This window comes from Chitinimonas violaceus, from assembly GCF_052601015.1.
The window spans coordinates 1-21,749 of sequence record NZ_JBQXDJ010000063.1; the positions used below are offsets into that span (position 1 = coordinate 1).

At 55.4% G+C, this 21,749-nt stretch carries 12 protein-coding genes; 8 read left to right on the plus strand and 4 right to left on the minus strand.

Features of this window, described 5'->3' with window-relative positions; all coding sequences use genetic code 11:
- Positions 1-143: 143 nt before the first annotated feature.
- The gene (locus tag ACUHMQ_RS16975; protein WP_445296647.1) at positions 144-815 is read right to left on the minus strand and encodes a hypothetical protein; all 672 of its coding nucleotides are present in this window, start codon (positions 813-815) and stop codon (positions 144-146) included.
- 366 nt (positions 816-1,181) lie between these two features.
- On the opposite strand from ACUHMQ_RS16975, the gene ACUHMQ_RS16980 reads away from it, so the two are divergent.
- The gene (locus ACUHMQ_RS16980) at positions 1,182-2,030 is read left to right on the plus strand and encodes an endonuclease (protein ID WP_445296648.1); all 849 of its coding nucleotides are present in this window, start codon (positions 1,182-1,184) and stop codon (positions 2,028-2,030) included.
- A 133-nt stretch (positions 2,031-2,163) separates the two neighbouring features.
- Here ACUHMQ_RS16980 and ACUHMQ_RS16985 read toward each other — a convergent pair whose 3' ends face one another.
- Positions 2,164-3,891: a methyl-accepting chemotaxis protein gene (locus ACUHMQ_RS16985; protein WP_445296649.1), complete on the minus strand. Its 1,728-nt coding sequence runs from the start codon at positions 3,889-3,891 to the stop codon at positions 2,164-2,166.
- Positions 3,892-4,212: 321 nt separating this feature from the next.
- Here ACUHMQ_RS16985 and ACUHMQ_RS16990 point away from each other — a divergent pair, with 321 nt between their 5' ends.
- From ACUHMQ_RS16990 to ACUHMQ_RS17020, 7 genes are all read left to right on the plus strand, one after another.
- On the plus strand, positions 4,213-4,680 hold the full coding sequence (locus ACUHMQ_RS16990; RefSeq protein ID WP_445296650.1) for a chemotaxis protein CheW: 468 nt from the start codon (positions 4,213-4,215) through the stop codon (positions 4,678-4,680).
- Positions 4,667-6,067, plus strand: a complete 1,401-nt coding sequence (locus tag ACUHMQ_RS16995; RefSeq protein WP_445296651.1) for a CheR family methyltransferase — start codon at positions 4,667-4,669, stop codon at positions 6,065-6,067. Before ACUHMQ_RS16990 ends, ACUHMQ_RS16995 begins: the two co-directional genes overlap by 14 nt.
- Positions 6,064-6,663 carry a chemotaxis protein CheW gene (locus ACUHMQ_RS17000; RefSeq protein ID WP_445296652.1) on the plus strand — a complete coding sequence of 200 codons (600 nt, stop codon included), beginning with the start codon at positions 6,064-6,066 and terminating at the stop codon, positions 6,661-6,663. Before ACUHMQ_RS16995 ends, ACUHMQ_RS17000 begins: the two co-directional genes overlap by 4 nt.
- Positions 6,664-6,673: 10 nt before the next feature.
- On the plus strand, positions 6,674-8,443 hold the full coding sequence (locus ACUHMQ_RS17005) for a methyl-accepting chemotaxis protein (protein WP_445296653.1): 1,770 nt from the start codon (positions 6,674-6,676) through the stop codon (positions 8,441-8,443).
- 12 nt (positions 8,444-8,455) lie between these two features.
- Positions 8,456-10,771, plus strand: a complete 2,316-nt coding sequence (locus ACUHMQ_RS17010; RefSeq protein WP_445296654.1) for a hybrid sensor histidine kinase/response regulator — start codon at positions 8,456-8,458, stop codon at positions 10,769-10,771.
- A 22-nt stretch (positions 10,772-10,793) separates the two neighbouring features.
- Positions 10,794-11,822, plus strand: coding sequence for a chemotaxis protein CheB (locus ACUHMQ_RS17015; RefSeq protein WP_445296655.1), 1,029 nt, complete (start codon positions 10,794-10,796; stop codon positions 11,820-11,822).
- Positions 11,823-11,884: 62 nt separating this feature from the next.
- Positions 11,885-15,475, plus strand: a complete 3,591-nt coding sequence (locus tag ACUHMQ_RS17020; RefSeq protein WP_445296656.1) for an EAL domain-containing protein — start codon at positions 11,885-11,887, stop codon at positions 15,473-15,475.
- A 201-nt stretch (positions 15,476-15,676) separates the two neighbouring features.
- Here the strand turns inward: ACUHMQ_RS17020 and ACUHMQ_RS17025 are convergent, their stop codons facing one another.
- Together ACUHMQ_RS17025 and ACUHMQ_RS17030 are read right to left on the minus strand one after the other, a co-directional pair.
- Complete coding sequence (locus ACUHMQ_RS17025) at positions 15,677-20,686, minus strand: TcdA/TcdB pore-forming domain-containing protein (RefSeq protein WP_445296657.1); 5,010 nt, start codon at positions 20,684-20,686, stop codon at positions 15,677-15,679.
- 284 nt (positions 20,687-20,970) lie between these two features.
- Positions 20,971-21,749 (minus strand): TolC family protein (locus ACUHMQ_RS17030; protein ID WP_445296658.1); only part of this gene is annotated, 779 nt, incomplete at its 5' end.

Here is a 21,749-nt window from a genome sequence, read left to right on the forward strand (position 1 = left end):
TGCCGAACTGAGCTAGGAGCTCGGCGGGAATTGCCGGCAATTCCACCGGCTTGGCTTTCGGTTTGCGAGGCATACATTCTCCTTGGGAGCATGATATGCCTTGAACACGAAATTACTGACAGACCCCCAGCTAATAGACATCACTAAGGTTTATACGCAACCACAAAACGGCCAGGTACATTCAATGCTACTGTCACCGAACCCTGCTTTGTACTTCCATTGATCTCTCGGCTGATACCACCCGCACCTTTACTGAAGGTGGCATAGTCTTCAAGCAACTTGGTTTCCGGGTTCAGGCGATAAACCGTGATCTTACCCATCATATCCGCGCTGCTTACCCCTGTTGGCACCTTATCCAACTTGAAATCGATCGTCAGTTTGCGATCTTCCAGTTTCTGAAACTCAGCGGGAACGACCGAAGCATCTTTACCTGTCGCAATTAATTCGAATGTGTCACTCAAAATATAAAGATTGCCATCTACCAAAGCCTCTGGCTGCTTGCCAAAGCACAGCTTGAGTGAAGAATTAAGCGAAGAATCATTCCGTCGGAATTCAAAAAGCCCATTTCCAACCGACAGTGGAATAGATTTACCGATAATGATGTAAACATCGGAATCAAATTGCTTATAGTCCGCCGGGCAACTTGGCTGTACCGGCGGTGTAGTAACACCCACCGTACCTGTCGTACCCGGTGGCGTAGTCGTACTGCTGCCTACAGGGCTACTATCCCCTCCGCCGCCACACCCCCACAAGCCTGCAGCCAATAGGGTCGCGATAACGTTTCTTCTCCATTTCACTTCTGAATTGCTCTGCATATCACGACTTCTTTAAATGTTACTCGGGTAGGAATGAGGACAACTTGGCTAGACAATTATTCTTATGACAACAGCAATGGTTGCCTATTGGTGTATCCCCACCCCGTTGCCTTGGCACACAACTACCTATCTGTTTGTCTAAGAACTTGTTCAAAGTCTGCTGCACGTCAGCAATACGGCGTTGAAAACGCCCTCGGAATGCTTAGCAACTATCTGCAGCACCAATCTTCTGAAACCGGCACCAGCCAAGTAACATCGCAGCCCGCCCAATCGCCCGGGTAGTCCAAACCACTCCAGCCGCATTACATGAATGCTGCACGGCAGATTCACCATCACCTCTTTTTTTTTGCCTACAAGGCTAATCCCATGCGCACACCTCTACTCCTACTTACGGCCCTCTTAGTCGCCTGCTCAGACAAAGACGTCCAAAAGCTCGAAACCCTCGCCCTCAACGAAGGCGGTAAGCTGCTTGCCAAATTGGAAAAACAAGCTGGCAAGCTTGCTGAAGAGATCCCTGCCAAGCCCCAATCCAATGCGGGTGAGAAGGAGCTTGTCTACGGAAAGGGGGCAATAGGCCACCGCAATTTCGCCAATGCAAAAAAGGTGTTGCCCAATATTTTCACCGGTACGCTTCAGAAGGATATCTACTGCGGTTGCGACTACAGCGGTAAAGAGATCGACCTTGCCTCTTGCGGCTATGTCCCCCGCAAAAATGCTGACCGCGCCAGTCGCCTGGAGTGGGAACACATCGTTCCGGCCTGGACCATCGGTCACCAGCGGCAGTGTTGGCAAGAAGGGGGGAGAAAAAATTGCAGCGAGAACGACACTGTATTCCAGGTCGCAGAAGGCGATCTGGTCAACCTCGTACCCGCCATTGGCGAAGTGAACGGCGACCGGTCCAACTTCCCCTATAGCGTCTGGGAACGCAACCCTGCGCCCATCTATGGTGAATGCAAAACCGTGGTGGACTTCAAACTCAAACGCGCCCAACCAAGGGAAGAAGTTCGCGGTCGTATTGCCCGGGTATTCTTTTACATGCACGAACGTTACGACTTATCGATCAGCAAGCAGGACCGCCAATTGATGTGTGCATGGGCCAAGACCTACCCGATCGATGCGTGGGAAAAGGAGCGGGACAAGCGTATTGCGGCCATACAAGGCGAGGGCAACAAGTATGTGACTGAGCCGGACGTACTGGCTACGCAGTGCAGTTGATCAGCACAACCTGCTGCGCGTCAGAACCTGTTCGATCCTACTGCGCAGCTGTGATCAGGACTTATGTGCTGCTCGCCCCCCCCAAGGGGGACGCCAAACTGCTACGCGCCAAGAAATTAGGCAGCTCACTCCTTTAAACCACAAAACGCGCAATGATGCCGCCCAACTGCCTGCTGATCCGCTGAAGATTCTGGGTGGACTGCTGCATATTGTGCATGCTGGCCAAATTGTCGGTGCCACCCTGTTTGATGTGCTGGACCACCGCCGTGATCTGCTGCACGCCAATGGCTTGCTGCATAGCGGTTACGGCAATCTGTTGTGCGGCTTTGGCGTTCTGGGACGATATCTCGGCCATGCGCACCAATGCATCACCCGCAACACCTGACTGCACCACACCGTGATCCACCGCCATGCTGCTCTGTTCCGCTGCTGTGAGCAGAGAACTGATCAGATGCTGAATTTCAACCAGGATAGTGCGCACCTCGATTACCGCCTGCTTGGACTGAAGCGCCAAGCTTTTCATTTCCTGCGCCACGGCAGCAAAACCACTACCGTGCTCATCGGCGTGCGCAGCCTCTATGCTGGCATTCACAGCAAGAATGGCCGACTGCTCGGCAACCGCATTCACCGAGTTGACGATATCGCTGATCGCCACACTGCGTTCAGTCAAAAGCGCAATCCTGTCAGCCACCACCCCCATGCTGCCCTGAATAGCCTGCATACCCTGTGCGGTATCTTGCACAGCAACCTGACCACTCTGTGCTACTTCCGACACACTTAATGCGCTATTGGAAACCTCGGCCATTCTTTGCGATGTCAATTCCGTCGTCTGGCGCAGCTCGGCTATGGTTGTCGCCAACTGGGTCGTAGCTGTAGCGGTCTCATCGGCAGATGCCGTCACTTGGCTGGAACCCATGCGTACTGCATCCACTACGTCTCCCATCACGATATTGCCCTGGCGTAACTCCGCCACCATGGTCTGCAGATTTTCCACCATCTTCTGAAAGGCGAGCCCCAGTTCGTCCTGATCGGACTTCGGCACAGGCTTGTTGCGTAAGTCCCCCTGTGAAATCTGTGTTGCTACCTGGGCTTTGGCGCGTAGCGATGCCACCATTTCACCGAAGGCGCGCTGCAGCGCGCCCAGTTCATCCTTTCTTGGCCGACTGGACAATTTCGGGCTCAGGTCACCCAATGCAATACGGTCAGCAGCCCATGCCAGCTCAGCCACGGGGGCCGAGATATTCCGTGTGATCAATACACCCACCAGCGATGCCAGCAGGATGGCCACAGGCACGCCATAAGCCACGATACCCATCGAAAATGCGGCTTTATCACGCTGTTCCGCATCGCGTATTTGCAACAACCGCCGTTCCTCCGCATCCATCTGGGACAATGTGGTCCGAATAGTATCCATCGCCAGTTTGCCGCGGTCTGTCTTGACGACGGTCAATGCTGCTTCAAACCCGTTTTCGCGCCGTAGGACAATGGTTTCCTGCAACTCAGCCAGTTTGCTTTTGACTGCATCCTGCAAGGTCAGAAGGTGCTGTTGCTGTACCGAGTTGTCGCGGGTCAGTGCCTGCAAGGCAGAAAGCGTCTCATCTATTCTTTCCACCGCCACTCGGTATGGCTCCAGATAATTGTCCTGGGCCACCAGCAGATAGCCGCGCTGTCCGGTTTCAGCATCCTTGAGCAGGCTCACTACCCTGTCGAGTTGCTCAAGCACGCTATACGTATGCTCCTTCCAGGTATTCGCTTCCAGTAAGCCATCCAGACTGCGGTAGGAAATCAACCCCACGCAAACCAGCGCAACCAGGGCTGTGAGATACCCCAGGGCAATCTTTCTACCCACCGTCCAATTCATATGCATACCTCCTACCGGTTTGCACGCCAGGGAATCATCATTCTGTAATTGCATAACCAACAAGGTTCAGCAGGCGGCCTGCTCTTGTCCTAATCTAGGATGAAATGTTGAAGTTAGCAGCAGGGATTATCGGGACTGTTAACTCATTTGAACCTGTTCACGCTCTATCGCGGGCAGCAGTCAGCAGGGTAAAGCGCAGCGCAGAAACCGACGTGTACATTGATACATGAAGCTTTCGAGAAGCACATCAACCCCGATCACAGCTGCTAAGCCAGAGCATGGACAGGTGCTTACGCTCGTTCAAGCGTATGGGAGGAACCCGTGGCAGCTGTACACACCATACTGCCGTTCAGTCTTCGTGACTGGCGCTTTGCGTTACCTGCCAAGCAGGTGATACGCGTGCTGCCGGCGCTCGCCACCCAGCCATTACCCCAGGCTCCCGAGGTCGTTGTAGGCATCTGCCAGTTGCAAGGCATGATCCTGCCTGTATTGGACTTGGCTGCCCGCCTGGGTTGGCCCCGCCAGCCCTTTGGCATCTGGTCACATTGGATATGGTTGCGCAGTGATCGGCGTGAACTCCTGCTGCCGGTCGATCGCACAGAACCGGTTCACCACATTGAAGGTGAACTACACCCCATCACCACCCTGCAAAGCGCACAAACGAGTGTGCACGGCGTACTACGGGCACCGGATGGGATGTATCTGCTGCAGGATATCGAGTCCTTCCTCTCCGCTGGCGATGAGCTGGCACTCAGTGATGCCTTGGCGCAGCAACATGCAAACCATTGAGCGACGAATCTCCCTCCTCAGGGATAAGCACATAAAGACCCTCCCCATACTGGTGGAACAGATTGCTGCCGTACTGGGCCTGGATTTTTCAGACGACCGGATGCCACGCCTGGAGGCTGCGCTCGTTCAGGCACAGCGTGATGGACTGACTATCCCGTGCACAGATCCAGCCGTCGATGCAACCCCTCAATTGATCCAGCTGCTGCCCTATCTGGTGGTGGGTGAAACCTACTTTCAGCGCGACCTCACACCGCATGGCGTGATCGGTCAGACCATTCTGCAGCCCTTGTTACAACGGCGCAGAGAGTCAAAAGACCTGCGGCTTCGGTTCTGGAACACAGCCTGCTGCACGGGCGAAGAAGCCTATACCCTGTTGTTCTGCCTCGACTCACTGTTGGGTGAGGACCTCGCCAACTGGCAGTTGGAACTGCTGGCAACCGACCTCAACCCCAATTTCATCCGCCATGCGAAAACCGGGCGTTACAGCGAATACCCATTCCGGCAGAACGAGGCCGCCTGGCGGGCACGTTACTTTGTACCCGACGGCAGGTTCTGGCAGGTGGCGCCTGCCTGGCGCGACCATATCCGGTTCTGTACCCATAATCTCGCTGGCGTCGACTATCAGCTCGCCGGCAAGGGCAATTTCGACCTGATTCTTTGCCGCAATGCATTGATGTACCTCACGCCAACGGCCATTCAATACGTCCTGCGCCAACTGCAGGCACGGCTTGCACCGGAAGGACGCCTGCTGTTATCCGCTGCAGAAGCCGGCCTTGCCAACAACGCCGGCTTTTATGGCGAATTGCTAGGTCTCTCGTATGCGATCGGGCCTGCCACATCCCGGTCTGGACCATCACCAGGCAAAACCGAGGTCGTCTCATCTTCACGACCACCACCTAAACCGGTAAAGCACGCAAGCCGTCACCATCGGCCATTAGCTACCCAGGCAAACGCCGCACCACCAGCACACGAGCAGGACAACCTGAGCGCCTATGAACGTTGCCTGCAGCGCAGTAAGCAGTTGGCGGACCAGGGTCAGCTCACCAAGGCTGAAGCAAGCTGCCGCCAGGCAATGCAGCTCAACCCGCTTTCTTCTGCGCCCTACTGGCTTCTGGCGTTGGTCCACGATGCTGCCGGCCAATATACGGCTGCGCTGCAACAGTTGCAGAAACTGAGTTATCTGGAACCTGGCTTCGTACTGGCGCCTTACCTCGAAGCCCAAATCCACCTGCGACTCGACCAGGTCACCCAGGCCAGGCGCGCTTGTTCACGCTGCCTGCAACTTCTGGCCAAGCTGGACGATAGCCAGCTCGTGCCATTCGGCGACGGCATGAGTGTGGCGCAACTGCGCCAGCTTTGCCTGGCACTTGAGGCGCCCAATCTATGACCCAGGTAGACAGCTCGCTTTGGACCAATCTGCATGAGCAGCTGGACCAACTGAATAAGCAGTTGGCCCAGGGCGATACTTTGTCTGCAACAAAGCAGAGCCAATTGCTCCAGGAACGTAGCCGGCAATGGGCCAAACCGCCCTCAGACAACGATACGGAAAACCTGTCCATCCTGGCTTTTACCCTCGGGACCAAGACCTACGGGATAGAACTCGGCTATGCCGATACCGTCTTCCCCATCAAGCAGCTGACCACACTGCCTGGCACCCCGCCCTATGTGCGCGGCATTACCAATCTGCATGGCCGGATGCTCTCAGTACTGGATATACGGGCATTACTGAACCTACCCCAACAAGACCTGGGCGATCGCAACCACGTGGTGGTATTGCGGAATGAGGAAATGGAATTTGGCCTGCTGGCTGACCGCATCGTGGGAGTAAACAACCTGCGGCGCAGCCAGATTCAAACCGAACAAGCCGGCCTGGGTGGCTTGCAACGCACCATGGTCATGGGTATCAGCCATCAACAGTGGACGATACTCGACGGCAACCAGATGCTGAACGAGCCCACCTTATGTGTAGACGATATCGACTAAGGAGCCACCCATGACGTGGTTGTTGAACCTTCGTACCCGCACCAAGCTGGTGCTGACCTTCGCACTGATCGTGGCGGGCTTCAGCAGTCTGCTTTTCCTTGCGCAGACCAGCCTGCAGTCGATCCGCAGGAATAACGCATCGATCAACCAGCTCGGCTATAACCTGGCCGGGCTCAAGGAAGTCCGCTTCAATATGCACGACTTCCGCTCTGAAATCCTAAACGCCATCCTCCTAAAGGATTCAAGCCACTCCAAGGAAATGACCTCCCATTTCCAGACGACTTCAGAACAGGACTCCGCCACACTGAACCGACTGAAAGAGCTGACACAGGAAGACCCGGTACTGCGTGACCTGATTACCCAGGTCACCAAGGTCTGGCGGGAAGCCGTGACAGCACGTGACCATCAGATCCTGCCCTTGATAGCGGTCGGCAAATTCGAGGAAGCTCGCATTCTCACAACCACCGATCAACGTGCCCGCATATTGCGCCTGAATGAGTTGACTGCGCGGCTGGACCAGCAAATTGCGCAAAAGCTGCGCCAACTCGAGGGGAACAACAATTTCCTGATCAACCAGCAGCTTGAGCGTGTCCTATGGTTGGGAAGTGGGTTGCTGGTGCTTGCAATCGCTCTATCGCTTGCGCTAAGCCGAAGCATCGCACAGCCTTTACAGGTACTGACCAGCTACGCGCAAAGAATCAGCCTTGGTGATATTCCGACACACATCGAATTCACGGCACGTAAAGATGAGGTCGGCGAGCTCAGCCAAGCATTTGCCCGCATGGGCAATTACCTCAAGTCGCTGTCCAGTCAGGCAGAACGGCTGGCCCAGGGGGATTTGAGCACTCTGGTGTCTGCTCAGTCGGACCAGGATGTGCTCGGGCGATCCTTTTTACGCATGGTAGAAAGCCTGAGCCAACTCACCCAGGACATGCAGGAAGGCATTGTGGTGATCGCCAGCGCCAGTGAGGAAATACTGACCACCGCCGGGAAAGTGGCTGATGGCGCACAGGAAAGTGCGACCTCAATCACCGAAATCGCCACCACCATCGAAGAAGTGAAACAAACAGCACGTACAGCGCATAAGCGTGCCTCTGAAGTCAATGACGCCAGCAACCGCAATCGCCAGATCGCGTTCAGCGGGCGTGATGCGGTGGCGCAGTCGCTCAGCACCATGGCCCAGGTCCGCGAGCAGATGCATGCCATGGCCGAAAGCATTCTGCGATTGGGGGAACAAAGCCAGGCCATCAGCGAAATCGTCGCCACCGTCAACGAGCTGGCCGAGCAGTCCAACCTGCTCGGTGTGAATGCCTCTATTGAAGCTGGTAAGGCTGGCGATGCGGGCAAAGGTTTTGCGGTTGTGGCGCTGGAGGTCAAAGCCTTGGCCGAGCAATCCAAACTGGCCACAGCCCAGGTCCGCAGCATTCTGGGCGATGTGCAACGCGCCATGACGCGCGCCGCCATGGCGGCAGAACAAGGCAGCAAAGCCGTCGACCTGGGTTTCGAGCATGCCCGCAGCAGCGACGAAGCCATGCGGCAATTGGCGGAGAGCCTCGAACAATCGAGCGACATGGCACAACAAATCGCCACCACCAGCCAGCAACAACTGGCCGGTATGGACCAGGTTGCGATGGCAATCAACAACCTGCGCCAGACCAGTCACGACAATGCCGCCGGCGCAAACCAGGTCGACCAGTCGACACGCGATCTGCATGGCATTGGCGGTCGACTGAAGAGTCTCGCCAGCCAATTCAAATTGCCTACACGGCAGACTGTTTAAACCGGAACCGTCATGCCACTCGACCGTGCCGCCCTGTTGCAACACTTACTCGCCAGCTTCCAGGAAGAAGCGGCCGAGCGCATGGCGATTCTGGAAAGCGAGTTGCCCGACTGGCAACGCGGTGTACCTGACTCCGAATCGATAAAATCCGTATTTCGCGAAGTACATAGCCTGAAAGGCGCTGCACGTGCAGTAGGGCTCGATGAACCCGAGCAAATCTGCCACTCGTGGGAATCCATGCTGCTGGTGCTGCGCGATGGAAAACGCGCGTACCTGCCCGAGATGGCAACGGTATCGCTATCCACGCTTCAATTACTGAAGCGTTGCCTGCAAGGCGAACAGCTGACGACCGAGCAGGTCCAGAAAATCTGCGCAGCACTGAAGCATCTCGAACAGCCTGGTCCTGCGCAGCTTACCGTCGTACCCCCGCCCAGCGCGCCCGTGGTCGAGCAAGCGCCGAAGCATGAAGTTGAAGCCAGTTCAGAACCCATACCAGCACCGGTTGCAGCGCTAATGTCTGCGGCACTTTCGCCACCGACGGCAACCGAAAGGGTAACTGTAAGGCGTAGCGGCGCTACCACTCGCGTCCGTGCGGAGCAATTCGACGAGCTGTCCTATCACGGTGAGGCATTGCGTCAACTGCGCTTGCAAATGCATGACCTGAGCAGCCGCAGCCGCAGTTTGCAGATCAACTTCCAGCGCCTGTGGCAACGCCGCCTGCGTCACGAAGGCATGCTCAGCCGCCTGCGGGCGCAATTGGCAGAAGGAACGACGCCGGACCTCGACTCGCTGCACCTGTTGCTTGAATGGCAGGACTGGAGCCTGGACCTTGTGGCGGATATGCAGGCGGCAAGCCATATCCTGCATCAAAACGGTGCAACCCTGGACCGGGAGCTCGGCAGCCTCAGCGAATCTTATTCCCGCAAGATGGAAGCGCTGCTGCAACTGCCGTGCCGCAGTCTGTTGGATGAATTACCCGCCATGGTCACCGAACTGGCGGCACAGATCGGTAAACAGGCAATCCTACAGCTGCCCAATACGCCGTTGCAGGTCGACAAACGTATTCTGGATGCCTTGCGCACACCGTTGATGCATCTGTTGCGCAATGCGATTGACCATGGCATCGAACGCCCAGCCGAGCGGGAAGCTGCCGGTAAGCCCGCTGTCGGTAACTTGAATATCGAATTGAACCAACATTCGGCCAGTCATTTCACGTTAACGCTCGAAGACGATGGTGCAGGTATTGACCCGAAGAAACTGCAACAGAAGGCCGAAAAACTGGGGTTGCTGCCTGCTGGTGGCCCTGTCCTGTCTTCCCAGCAGCTCTTTCCGTTGATCTTCGCGTCGGGCTTTTCCACCAGCCAGATCATCACCACGATTTCCGGTCGCGGCGAAGGGCTGGCCATCGTGCGGGAAGCGCTGGAGCAACTGGGTGGCGATATTACGGTCCAGTCCGAACTGGGCAAGGGTTGCCGTTTCACCCTGCGCCTGCCGCTCAGCCGTTCCATCTTCCGCGCAGTGCTGGTGAAGGTTGCCGACCAACCTTTTGCAATACCAGCCAGTGCAGTCAACCGCAGCCTGCGCCTGCCAGCTTCATCCGTGAAGCAGGATGAGGATGGCACCACGATCCAGATCGATAACCTGAACCTGCCTGTCCGCCATCTGGCTGCCGTATTGTCGTTGCCCGTGCCGCCCCCGCCACAAACCCACCGGAACATGCTGCTGCTCGGTGAAGGCATGCAGCAGATCGCCTTGGAAGTGGATGAACTCCTGGATGACCAGGAAATTACGCTTAAGTCCCTGGGCAAACAGATCAAACGGTTGCGCAATTGCCTTGGGGCAACCATGCTCGGTGATGGCACCGTGGTACCTGTGCTGCACCCACAGGATCTGTATCGGAGCAGCCTGCAAGTCAGTGATGTCATCCGCGTCAGCGCTCCCCTCCCTCTGGCCCGCGCCAAACACCAGGGCCGCATTCTCGTGGCCGACGATTCATTTACTTCTCGTGGGTTGCTGCGCGCGCTCCTGGAAACAGCCGGCTATGCGGTACAGACCGCCAACGATGGGTTGGAAGCATGGAATGCACTACGGCAAGGACAGTTCGATCTGCTGGTGTCCGACATCGAAATGCCACGCATGGATGGTTTTACGCTTACTGCCCGGTTGCGCGCCGATAACTCACGCGCTAATCTGCCGGTGATTCTGGTGACTGCATTGCAGTCGGACGAAGACCGGGCCCGCGGCCTAGAAGTTGGCGCCAATGCCTATCTCGTCAAAGGCGGGCTCGAAACCGACACCGTCCTCTCGACCATCAAACGCTTGATCTAATGGAAAGAGGACATCAGACACCATGCATGTACTGATCGTCGACGACTCCAATGTCAGCCGTATCCTGCTTCGGGCCCTGCTCGAGTCGGGCGGCTTTCAGGTCAGCGAAGCCCATAATGGGCAAGAGGCGCTCGACCAGCTCGACATACTGCGGCCCGACCTGATCAGCATGGACCTGAACATGCCGGACATGGATGGCTTCGAGGCTACCCGGCGCATCATGCAAAGACGCCCCACCCCGATTGCCATGGTGACCGCCAGCGCCAACCTGCAAGGAACGCAGATGGCCATGCGCGCCCTGGAAGCTGGCGCACTGATGGTATTGGACAAGCCCGTCAGCCCGGCCGACCCCGACTTTCAGCTACAGGCAAATATCCTGATCAACACACTGCGTAACCTGGGTACGACCCGTGTACACCAGCCGATGCAGATCAACGGTGAAAACAAGGAAATTGAAACCAGCCTGGCAACCTGGCGCAGTCGCCCACCCAAAGTGGTTGCAATTGGCGCATCCGCAGGTGGTCCACAGGCGCTCAAACAGTTGCTGCCACAATTCACCACCAGCTTTCCATTACCGGTGCTGTTGGTGCAGCACATCACGCCGGGGTTCACCGGCAGCTATTGCGATTGGCTGTCCCAACAAACCACCATGCCTGTACACCAGGCCGAAGCGGGTCACACTGTCCAGCCCGGACACCTGTATGTCGCCCCCGATGACCACCACCTGCTGCTAAATAGCGAGCTGCACATTGTGTTGACGAAGGACGAATATCACCTCTGTACCCGTCCTGCCATCAATGTGCTGTTCGAAAGCCTGGCCAGCAATCTCGGTGGCAATGCTGTCGGCGTGTTGCTATCGGGCATGGGTAACGATGGTGCGCAGGGCCTTGCCCGACTCAAATCACTGGGTGCGCTCACGCTGGTACAGAAACCGGCTTCCGCTGTGGTGGATGGCATACCGCAAGCTGCGATCAACCTGGGTGCGGCATGTTTCGTACAAACACCGCACGGTATTGGTGAAACCATACTCCGGTTGCAACCGGGACATTGACGGATGATCACCAAGTGATCGACGACAGACAATCAGTAATCCATGAAGGGGGGGTCAGTTAAATGCTGCGTGGATTCGATATCTTGATTGCCGAGGACAGTGTCACTCAGGCCGAACAGTTGCGTGCCCTGCTGGAGAGCCACGGCTGCGTTGTACGCATCGCTGCCAACGGCCGGCTGGCGATCGATGAGGTGGAAAAAAGAAAGCCCTCCGTCATCGTCGCCGACGTCGTCATGCCCAAGATGGACGGCTATGAACTCTGCCGTTACCTCAAGGCCAGGCCAGAGACCAACAACATCCCCATCATCCTGGTCACCTACCTCGCCGACCCGCGCGATGTGGTCCATGGCCTGGCTTGTGGTGCCGATAATTTCATCCTCAAGCCCTACGACGAGAAGTATCTGGTCTCGCGGCTGCGCTACCTGCTGGCCAATAACGAACTGCGCTCAAACGACCGGGTTTCCGTCGGGGTCGAGGTGGTCCTTGAAGGCGAGCGCCATTTCATTACCGCTGCACGGCAGCAGATCCTTGATTTGTTGATCTCAACCTACGAACAAGGTGTAAGGCTCAATACCCAGTTGCATGCCAAGCATGTCGAACTGTCCGAATCGCATAGCCTGCTCGACAATCTGTTTCGCTTCTCGTCTGAACTGAGCGACACCAAGACCGAGCAGCAGCTGATCACCTCGGCCCTGCAACTGGTCAGCCGATTCCCTCACAGCCGCCATGCCTGGTTGCTGCTGGCCGACCCCAGCCAGAACGGCAAGCTGGAATATGCTGGCGCAAGCGGCGATATCAGCGAAGCAGATATCGAACGGATTAGCAACACCGCTGGTGAAGACTGCCCATGCCAACATGCAATGCGTAGCGATGGTCAGGTCAATGCCTTCAATGTCGCCAGCTGCAAGGTGATCTCCAGTACCACGCTACATGCCACTGCGCCGCTTTGGCTAGGCAGCGAGCTGATCGGTATCCTCAACGTCGGCCGAGACGATGGCGAAAATTGGCCTGATGCCGAATTGCAGACACTTACCTCTGTCGGCCAGCAACTGGCCATCGCACTGACCCGCGCGCGGCTGTTCGAACGGCTGGAATCACTAGTACAGGAACGTACCCGCGCGCTACGCAAGGAAATGGCTGAACGCGAACGCGCAGAGGTTGCGCTACGCCATAGCGAAGCATTAATGCTCAAGGTGCTGGAAACGCTGCCGATTGGCGTATGGGTTACCGATAATCGCGGCAAGGTCCTGCTACATAACCCAGAAGCCTTGCGTATCTGGGATGGTGGTGCACCCTTCATCGTGTCTGCGTCGGAAACACAAGCAGAAAATACAATGAGCGATGCCGGCAACGCAGCCGTACAGTCCCTCAAAACCACCATCAGCCGGGTATTGGAGGTTGGCGACAGCATTCTTAACGAAGTGCTGCATATCGAATCGCGCGATGGTCGGCAGCGTACCCTACTCAATTCAGCAGTACCACTGACGGACGACCGCAACCGTATTCAAGGCGCGATATTGGTCGAGCAGGACATCACCGCCCAGCAGATCATCGACCAGGAACTACGCATCCGGAACCGTGCCATCGAGGCCAGCGTCAATGCGATCGTCATTACCGACAACCGTCAGGACGATAACCCGATCATCTACGTCAACCAGGCATTCGAGCGCATCACTGGCTACAAACGCGATGCGGTAATGGGACGTAACTGTCGCTTTCTGCAGGGTGAAGATCTTGACCAGCCCGGCCTTGATAATATACGGCGCGCCATCCTCCATGGCGCCGAAGGCAAGGCCCTGCTACGCAATTACCGCAAGGATGGCTCCATGTTCTGGAATGAGCTGCGGGTCACCCCGACGCTCGACAATACGCGCAGCATCAGCCATTACGTCGGCGTACTCAACGATGTGACCGATGCCAAACGCTATCAGGATGAGCTCGAACATCAAGCCAATTTCGATACGCTCACCACCCTGCCCAACCGCAACCTGCTGATGGACCGCATTCGTCAAGCTATTGTGCAGGCCAGCCGCCATAACCAACGCTTCGCCCTCGCCTTCCTTGACCTCGACAACTTCAAGTACGTCAATGACAGCCTCGGTCATTCGGTCGGCGACGCGCTGTTGGTGGAAGTGGCCCGCCGTATTCGCAGTTGCGTCCGTGAATACGATACCGTCGCCCGGCTGGGAGGCGACGAATTCGTGATGTTGTTGCCCGAAACCCGGAGCGAGCAGGAAGCGGAGAATACCTTGCGGCGTATCAATGCCCAGCTTACCGACCCGATTACCCTGCCCGGCCAAGTCGAACTCTACATTTCCGGCAGCGTGGGTTACTGCTTCTACCCCACCGATGGCGAAGATGTGGACGAGTTGCTGCGCAATGCCGATACGGCCATGTACAAGGCCAAGGAACAGGGCAAGAGCCAGATCAGCCGGTTCGAGCTGACCATGAACGATTCGGTGCAACGGCGTGTGGCACTGGAGCGGGACCTGCGTCGCGCCATCAACCAGCACGAGTTGGTGATGTTCTACCAACCACAACTTGACCTTGCCAGCAGTACCCTGTGTGGTTTCGAATCGCTGATTCGGTGGCAACAGAACGATGGCCGCATCATCTCGCCGTTGGAATTCATCCCCGTGGCCGAGGAAACTGGTCTGATACGTGAAATCGATCGATATGTCATAGACGTTGTCTTCCGGCAGGTAAACGAATGGCGCGCCGCCGGCCATAACCCAGGCGAAGTGGCTTTGAACGTCTCCACCTACAGCCTGCAGGAGTACGGCATCGTCGATTACATTGTCGAGAGGCAACGCTTCCACATGATTCCAGCAGACAGCATCAAACTGGAAGTGACCGAAGGCGTGTTGATGAAGAACATCGACCTCGCCCAGCGCATCATGACTGACCTCAAAGCTGTCGGCTTCAAATGGTCCATCGACGACTTCGGTACCGGTTACTCGTCTCTGAGCTATCTGCGCAAATACCCATTCGATCAGCTCAAGATCGACCGCAGCTTTGTCGAGGATGTGCATCTGAACCTCGAAAATGCCTCTGTCACCCGCGCCATCATCAGCATGGCGGCTTCATTAGGCATTGTGGTGATTGCAGAAGGCGTGGAAAAGACCGAACAGCTGGGCTTCCTGCTTCAGGCTGGTTGTGCCCAGATTCAGGGCTATTACTATTCCCCTCCACTGCCAGCCAGCAGCTGCACACAACTGTTGGAAAAGAATGGTGCGCTGTCGCTGCCCAATTTCTCCCTCAACCGCAACCCGCGCACGATTCTCATGGTGGACAGCACGCCCGCCATGCACAGCTACCTGTTACGCGACCTGCGCAACGATGGCTACGACATCCTGAATACAGACAGCCCCGAGGACGCACTACGCATCCTGGCCATCAACGAAGTGGGCGTCATCCTGGCCGACCAACGCTTGCCCGGCACCAGCGGAGCAGATTTCCTGCGCAAGGTGAAGTCGCTGCACCCGAACACGGTGCGCATTGCCATGAGCAGCTATGCCGATGTGGAATCCATCCTGCAGGCCATCAACGAAGGGGCGATATTCCGCTTCATCACCAAACCTTGGGAAGTACAGCAGCTACGGGAACAGATTCACGACGCCTTTACGCAATACGAATTGAACCGTCTGGCTTAGAACCTGTATACGATCTTGCTGCGCAGCTGCTCGTGGTAGATCGTAAACAGGTCTTTGGCACTTGTTTAACGTCTCACGAGCAAGACAAAGTGAGAACGCCCTAGGAAGCGCAATCTACTGAGAGTAATGAGCATTCCGAGAGCATTCTCAACGCTATATCGCCGACGCGCAGCAAACTTTAAACAGGTTCAAAAAGCACAACTACTGTGGTGCAGTAAGCATGGGTTGGTTTTGCGGTGCACGGTGCGCCAGAGAAATCTCATGAGCACTGGTGTGAGACGGCATAGCACTTATTGCCTGAATAAGCCTTTGGCTGTATTGATTGGCGTTTACCAACTCACTGGCGTCAGCCCCTACCGCATCCAGCCGGTACGGAAGCAGTGCAGACAAACCACTGGCGATCTCTATCTCGCCAACCTGTTGGTTGATGACCATTCTGATGCGGCCATTCTGCAGCAGGCTATTTGCGTCGCTGCTAGCAAAGAATTGCTGCAGCTTCCTCAAATTATCGGTATCAGGCGATTCACTAAGTAATAAAGTCGGCTCATAACGTCCCCGCGCCAAGTCCACATCCAAGCACAGCGTCGCATTATCGCTAATACGGTTCGTTAGCAAGAGCGTTGCCGGTTTATGGCTGCCTTGAAACGACAGCGTCTGCCCACCGATGACGATTGAATTGGCATTGATGTGCAAATTGGCAAATATTTGAGGTTTAAGCGCCCCCAGGACAATGTGCTCATTTTCAATGCTGTGCTGCTTGAACACAGAATCCATGGCAAACAGCCACCGCTCTTGTGAATTGGCACTAGCTTCGATCGATATCGCAAGGGGATTCGCAGGCAGGACCACTGAGTAATTGCCACCCAATCCATTCAATATGTAACTCAACTGCCTACGCTCATCCGCGTTACCCAGCGTTTGCAGAATCAACGTACTTTCAGCCGAATCCAAATCTACTCGTACCGGGGTGGCACGAAGCTCTACCTCCAATTTATAAATTCCCCAATCTGTTGGGAATGCATACATCCCCCAGATGAATTGCGAAGCATAATGTTCATGCAGGCGGCGCAAAGCCGGTGCGTTAGCGCGGCGACGTCCCGTCAACTGGTCATAGTCGAAGGTCAATCGGCGGCTGACACCACTCGGTAACAGCACTACCCTTGATCGGCTGGCTGAGAAAGTCTGCTGTCGATTCAGGCCCAAACCGGTATAAACATCGAGCCAGCGAGAGGTGTCTGGGTCAGGCCTTGCAAAGAAATGGTCCCAGCCACCAGTAACCGTATGCCCACTACCACCTCTGGTGGCGTTGACCTCCACGCTGCCGTAATGCAGCTGCCCAGTTCTGAAGTTGATGTGGTCTACTACGGCTCCCGGTGAGAGCTGCCACACCCCATCATGCAACTGAAAACCAGGATGCGAAATACTGGCGGCGATGGCTTCAAACTGTTCCGCTGCGAGATCAAAACCTTGGCGTAGCCGTTGGTAATTGTCAACGAGTGCAGGGATACCAACAGAAAGGCCAACCAGCGGAGTAGCCAATACGCTCAAGCCCATCGCCAATGAACTCGCCCCAGCCAGACTCGCACCAAGCACAGCCAGGTTTACACCACTGCTGACGACAGCCAGTCCCAACTTTGTTTCCACCGCCACTCTGGCTGTCGGATCGGTAGTCTGCTTCAGTTCCACCATGATGGCAGCGATATTGACGCTATCCAGCACAGCACCTGCGATAGGTCCTGCGCGGCCCAATATTTCACTGGCCCGGGCCAGCAAGTTGAAATCTGTACCGAGGGCAGAGCGCACTGTATTAGCCACGTGTGTAGCATCATTTGCCAGCCCCACACTGTTTTGTGCCAATTGACTGTAGATCTGGACTTTTAGCGCATCACTGAGTTCATCGCTGATGTTCAACCCCGAATTACGTGGATTGACACCCATCAATGTCTGCAACATAAATGCGGCATTCATACTATGCGCTGCTTCAGCCTGCCCCAGGCCTGCGCGCATCACTAACCGTTGTTCAGATGCGCGCCATTCAAAGCCGCTGGAGAGATCATTGACCAATACACCAATATCATTAATTCGCGCCGCTTCATCTACTTGATACCAACGCGATTGGCCGGTACTACGCTGAACAAATCGTAATTCGGTACCGCCATTTGCTCTCTCCCGCGTTTGTATCGTCGCTAACCAGTCGTCCTCCAGGCTTTGCTGGCGCTTTACTGTTGCGACAGTCGCTGCCCACTGCTCAGCCATCAGCGCGCTACGCACATTTTTCACTGCATGCAGTTCAACAGCTGCACGATGTTCTGCACTTGGCGCCTCTTCTGCCAATACCAACTGCCGAACCTGATCGCCGACTTGCTGGTGCAAGCTGACCAGACTGGCTCTATCCTCTCTACTCAATGATGAGTGATGCACAACACTTTCGATTTCATGGCCGATAGTCAGTAACGGCTCCAGTTGCAAGGGAGACTTTGCCATCTGGCCAGACTCTGCGTCCCAACGCAACTCAACTTTATGCAAAACATCATGCAATCTGGCGGCTTCCTTTCCGATCCAACCGAATTCCTCGCTCAGAATCTCCTTTTTACCCAGGGCATTGACGCGAACAGGGTATTCACGTGCACTCAAGGACAGTTTCTCTCGACCGATTCCCATCAAATCACCCTGACTCAGCAACCACGCGCCCAACTTGCCCGGCAATGTTTCCGCCAGCGGCAACTGCCTATCCATCAGTCCACAACCCAACAAATCCAGATGAATACCGCGGATTTTGCCTTCCGGCAGTCGAGCCATCAGCTCATCAAGTTCCGCTTGCAACTGCTCCGCACTGAAATTCCCAAACAGGGTCTGACCATTTTCCTGCCGACCATGACCAACCAGCACGATACGTACATTCCCGTCCTGATCCAATTGGAGTGGGGCCATGGCTTGTACTTCGCGCGTCTGTTCATTCCAGCCCAGCACACTACCGCTGATCCCATCATTCAACTGCAGCCACTCGCTATGCCGTGGGTGTTTGCTAAACAGATTCTTAGCAGCGTAAAAGCTGTTGTCGTCTCCATCCAGTTGAACAATCAACTGGCGCCGATAATCCAATACCTGGGAAGACTCAGTAGCATTAAGTGCCATACTGGTCAGCGCTTGTTGGGCTGGAGCCCGCCAGACATCACCACTTAGCCTATCGTTCCGCAGTGCGCCATCACGACGACGCAAACCAATGGCGTATGCTCTAGCCTCCTGGGCGAAGCGTTCATATTCGCTCGCCCCGCGTTGGCCTGATCTCGCATAGTTTTGCAGCAGACGCGCAAGCGTTACCAAACGTTCGATTTTCTCTTGCGGACTGAGCGAAGCTTGTTCACTGTGGTAATTATCCAGGAACGCAAGAATGTCTTCAGAAACTGTGGTTACTCGCTGCCCAGCCTCGGCGATCAGTTCCTGCCGTGTAAAGAGCCACCTTGGAACACTGCGAGTCCCTTCCTGGATTTCTTTTTCTACTGCTTTCATCTCAGCAGCTTCTGCTCTCCAGAGCCTGCCCAATTCAATTTGATCCTCTCTGGCTGGTAGATTTGGCGATCGCCCTGTACTTGGCCGCCGCATATTAAGTTGATCTAGCGCTAGCTGCCTTTGCACTTGTAGATATTTTCTCCCCCAGCTTGGGTAGTTCACAATATCTTGCGCCCATGACGGCGGCTCACCTAACACTGTCCATAGCACATCTGTTAATCCATGGCGCGACACATCACTATTTAGTGATGCTTGCGCTACACCATGTGAGCGGAAATCATGATAGTTGACTGCGCGGGTTCGTAGCTGATCAAGGGCCAAGAATTGTTCTTCCCAGCTCTTCTCATTCGCGATAATGGCTTCCGCTCTTTGACTGGTACCTGCAAACTGGCCAGCACAAATGTCGAGGGCTATGTCATGCCCCCCTAGCTTTGCTATAACGACATAATGTTTCAAGGGCAGAAAATCGCTAGCGCTAGCCCATAGCAGCAATCCCCTGACTTCATAGCCAATATTGCTTCCGTGTAACAATTGTGAAATTCGTTCCGAGGCTGCAGCACTGTTGCCGGCTGGATTAGCGCGCAGTTGCTGTAAGGTGGCGTCATTTCCTATCAACTCGGTCAGTTGGGCTTGCGCCTCGTTATAAGATAACTGCGCCACACCGTTGCGTCGCCGTGCACTACGTGCGATAGCAGTTGGGCGCCTCCATGAACGGCGCAAGTTAAACGCCTCACGAGCCTGCTCTCGACGCTGCAACCCTATAGTATACGCCCGTACTTCTTCTCTAAATGCTGTCATAAACCGTCCAGCATCAAACCAAGCATTTCCATAGTTTTCAGCGATCTCGAATCCAATTAGCTTGGCCAAGTCACTTAAGCGAGCAATTTTTTGCTCTAAATTTAAGGTGTTGGCTACCGCGTGATAACGATCTAGCTCTAAGAGCAGATTGTCATAATTCGCAATATCCCCCCTTATATTTCTCGCTCGTTCACTTAGCCCCTCCCGATCCACCAGCTGTTTCGGTATAGGGCACAAATTAAGATCGATACGGGACTCGACTTCTTTGAAGGGAGCCACTTCCGTTTGATAGATAGATTCCAGTTGACGCTCTTTTTCTGCTTTTTGCGAGGCATTTGGCCGCAATTGTCTTGGACCGGACAATGATTGCTGGAACTGCTGATAAGCACGCCCCCAACGCGGATAGTCCACAATATCCTGAGCCCACTTGGGGAGAGGTCGTAGTACTCGCCAGTTAGCATCAGTCAGTAATGTGGTGGAAGCGGTAGCTGCTAAGGCAGTACTTGCCTCTGCGTGGGAAGCAAAGTCCCGGTAATGAATTGCCTGATCAGCCAATGCACCCAAGCTCGTCAGTTTGTCGGCCCAGATCCGCTCGCTGGCTATGATGGGTGATGCAGCTTCAGGCGGCCTAGCAAACTGGCCTGCCGTCACATCCAGAGCGATGCGATGCTGCCCAATTTTAGCGATTACTACGTAGTGATTATTGAGCAGTGGATCACCAGCACTCTCCCAAAGTTGTATGGCCCTCACCTCATAGGCGATACCATGTTGTCGTAGCAAGTTACTGATGTACTCTGATGCTGCTTCACAATTTTCAGACGGGTTGGAAACATAAGATTGAACAGTGCGATCGTTATCCATCAGTTCTTTTACACTGCTTAATGCTTCGCTGTAGGTTGCCATCTATTGCTCCTTATTATTTGGTGGGTAACTCGATAGAGTTGGGAGTCCGTCGCATTAACTGACGCGACAAACAACTGGGCTGCCCGCGTTTCACAAGACAGACTGAAGCTGCCGAAGCAAATATCTGCTCGGCAAATTGACGACCTCATTTCACTGAAGACGCATCTATCCTTCACAGATCGTGCGTATCAGCTCAATGTCGGCCAGATTGGTTTTGGTAAATCGGGATGATTTGAGGTGCATCATCAAGCGGGTGATACATTTGGCGAGTCGTTGATCCACACTCACCTTTGAATCACGCGATTGATCCGAACCAGCTCCACCTCATCCAGCACGCCTGCCAACTGCGCCAGCTGGACCTGCGCACTTAAATAACCGTGCTTGGCGCCTACAACGCCAGACAGCGCGTCGTAATAGGCTTGCTCTGCCTGCAGCAGATCCAGGTGGGTACGTATCCCCACCTTCGCACCCAGGCGGGTCGAGTCGAGCTTGTTCTGGCTGGACTGCAAGAGCCGTTGCTGGGCGCGTAGCAAGGCAGCCCCGCTGCGCAGATTGCGCCAGGCCTTGTTGATCTCTTCGCTCAGCTGTCGTTTGGCGCCAAGTAAACGGTCCTGTGCTGCCTGCTGGCGTGCTATCGCTTCACGCAATTGCGAGCTCGGACCACCCCCGGCGTAGATTGGCAACGTCAGGTTGATGCCGAGGGTGCTGCCTCGCTGGCGTAGCGGGAAGCTGGCGGGATTGCGGCTGTCGTTGTAGGTTGCGGACAAGGCCACCACCGGCAGATGCAGACCACGCTTCTCCGTGACATCGATCTTGGCCAGGGCCAGTGTTTGTTCGGCAGCACGCAACGCTGGGCTGCCAGCCTGTGCACGCTGCTGCCACTCCTCCAGGCTGATGTCGTCCATGGGGGCGGCGATGACGTCACCGGCTACCTGGGCTTGTGCCGCATCCAGTCCCGTCAGGCGCCATAGCTGCTGGCTATGCTGTGCCAGGGTGTTCTGGTCCCGGATTTCCTTGGCATCCGCACCGTCGAAGCCCGCCTGTGCTTCATCGACCTCCAACC

Bases quoted from the DNA above. Each gene is read 5' to 3' on its own strand.
- ACUHMQ_RS17005 (WP_445296653.1), top strand. From the start codon at position 6,674: ATGACGTGGTTGTTGAACCTTCGTACCCGCACCAAGCTGGTGCTGACC.
- ACUHMQ_RS17015 (WP_445296655.1), top strand. From the start codon at position 10,794: ATGCATGTACTGATCGTCGACGACTCCAATGTCAGCCGTATCCTGCTT.
- ACUHMQ_RS16985 (WP_445296649.1), bottom strand. From the start codon at position 3,891: ATGAATTGGACGGTGGGTAGAAAGATTGCCCTGGGGTATCTCACAGCC.
- ACUHMQ_RS17010 (WP_445296654.1), top strand. From the start codon at position 8,456: ATGCCACTCGACCGTGCCGCCCTGTTGCAACACTTACTCGCCAGCTTC.
- ACUHMQ_RS16995 (WP_445296651.1), top strand. From the start codon at position 4,667: ATGCAAACCATTGAGCGACGAATCTCCCTCCTCAGGGATAAGCACATA.
- ACUHMQ_RS16980 (WP_445296648.1), top strand. From the start codon at position 1,182: ATGCGCACACCTCTACTCCTACTTACGGCCCTCTTAGTCGCCTGCTCA.
- ACUHMQ_RS17000 (WP_445296652.1), top strand. From the start codon at position 6,064: ATGACCCAGGTAGACAGCTCGCTTTGGACCAATCTGCATGAGCAGCTG.
- ACUHMQ_RS17025 (WP_445296657.1), bottom strand. From the start codon at position 20,686: ATGGCAACCTACAGCGAAGCATTAAGCAGTGTAAAAGAACTGATGGAT.
- ACUHMQ_RS16975 (WP_445296647.1), bottom strand. From the start codon at position 815: ATGCAGAGCAATTCAGAAGTGAAATGGAGAAGAAACGTTATCGCGACC.
- ACUHMQ_RS17020 (WP_445296656.1), top strand. From the start codon at position 11,885: ATGCTGCGTGGATTCGATATCTTGATTGCCGAGGACAGTGTCACTCAG.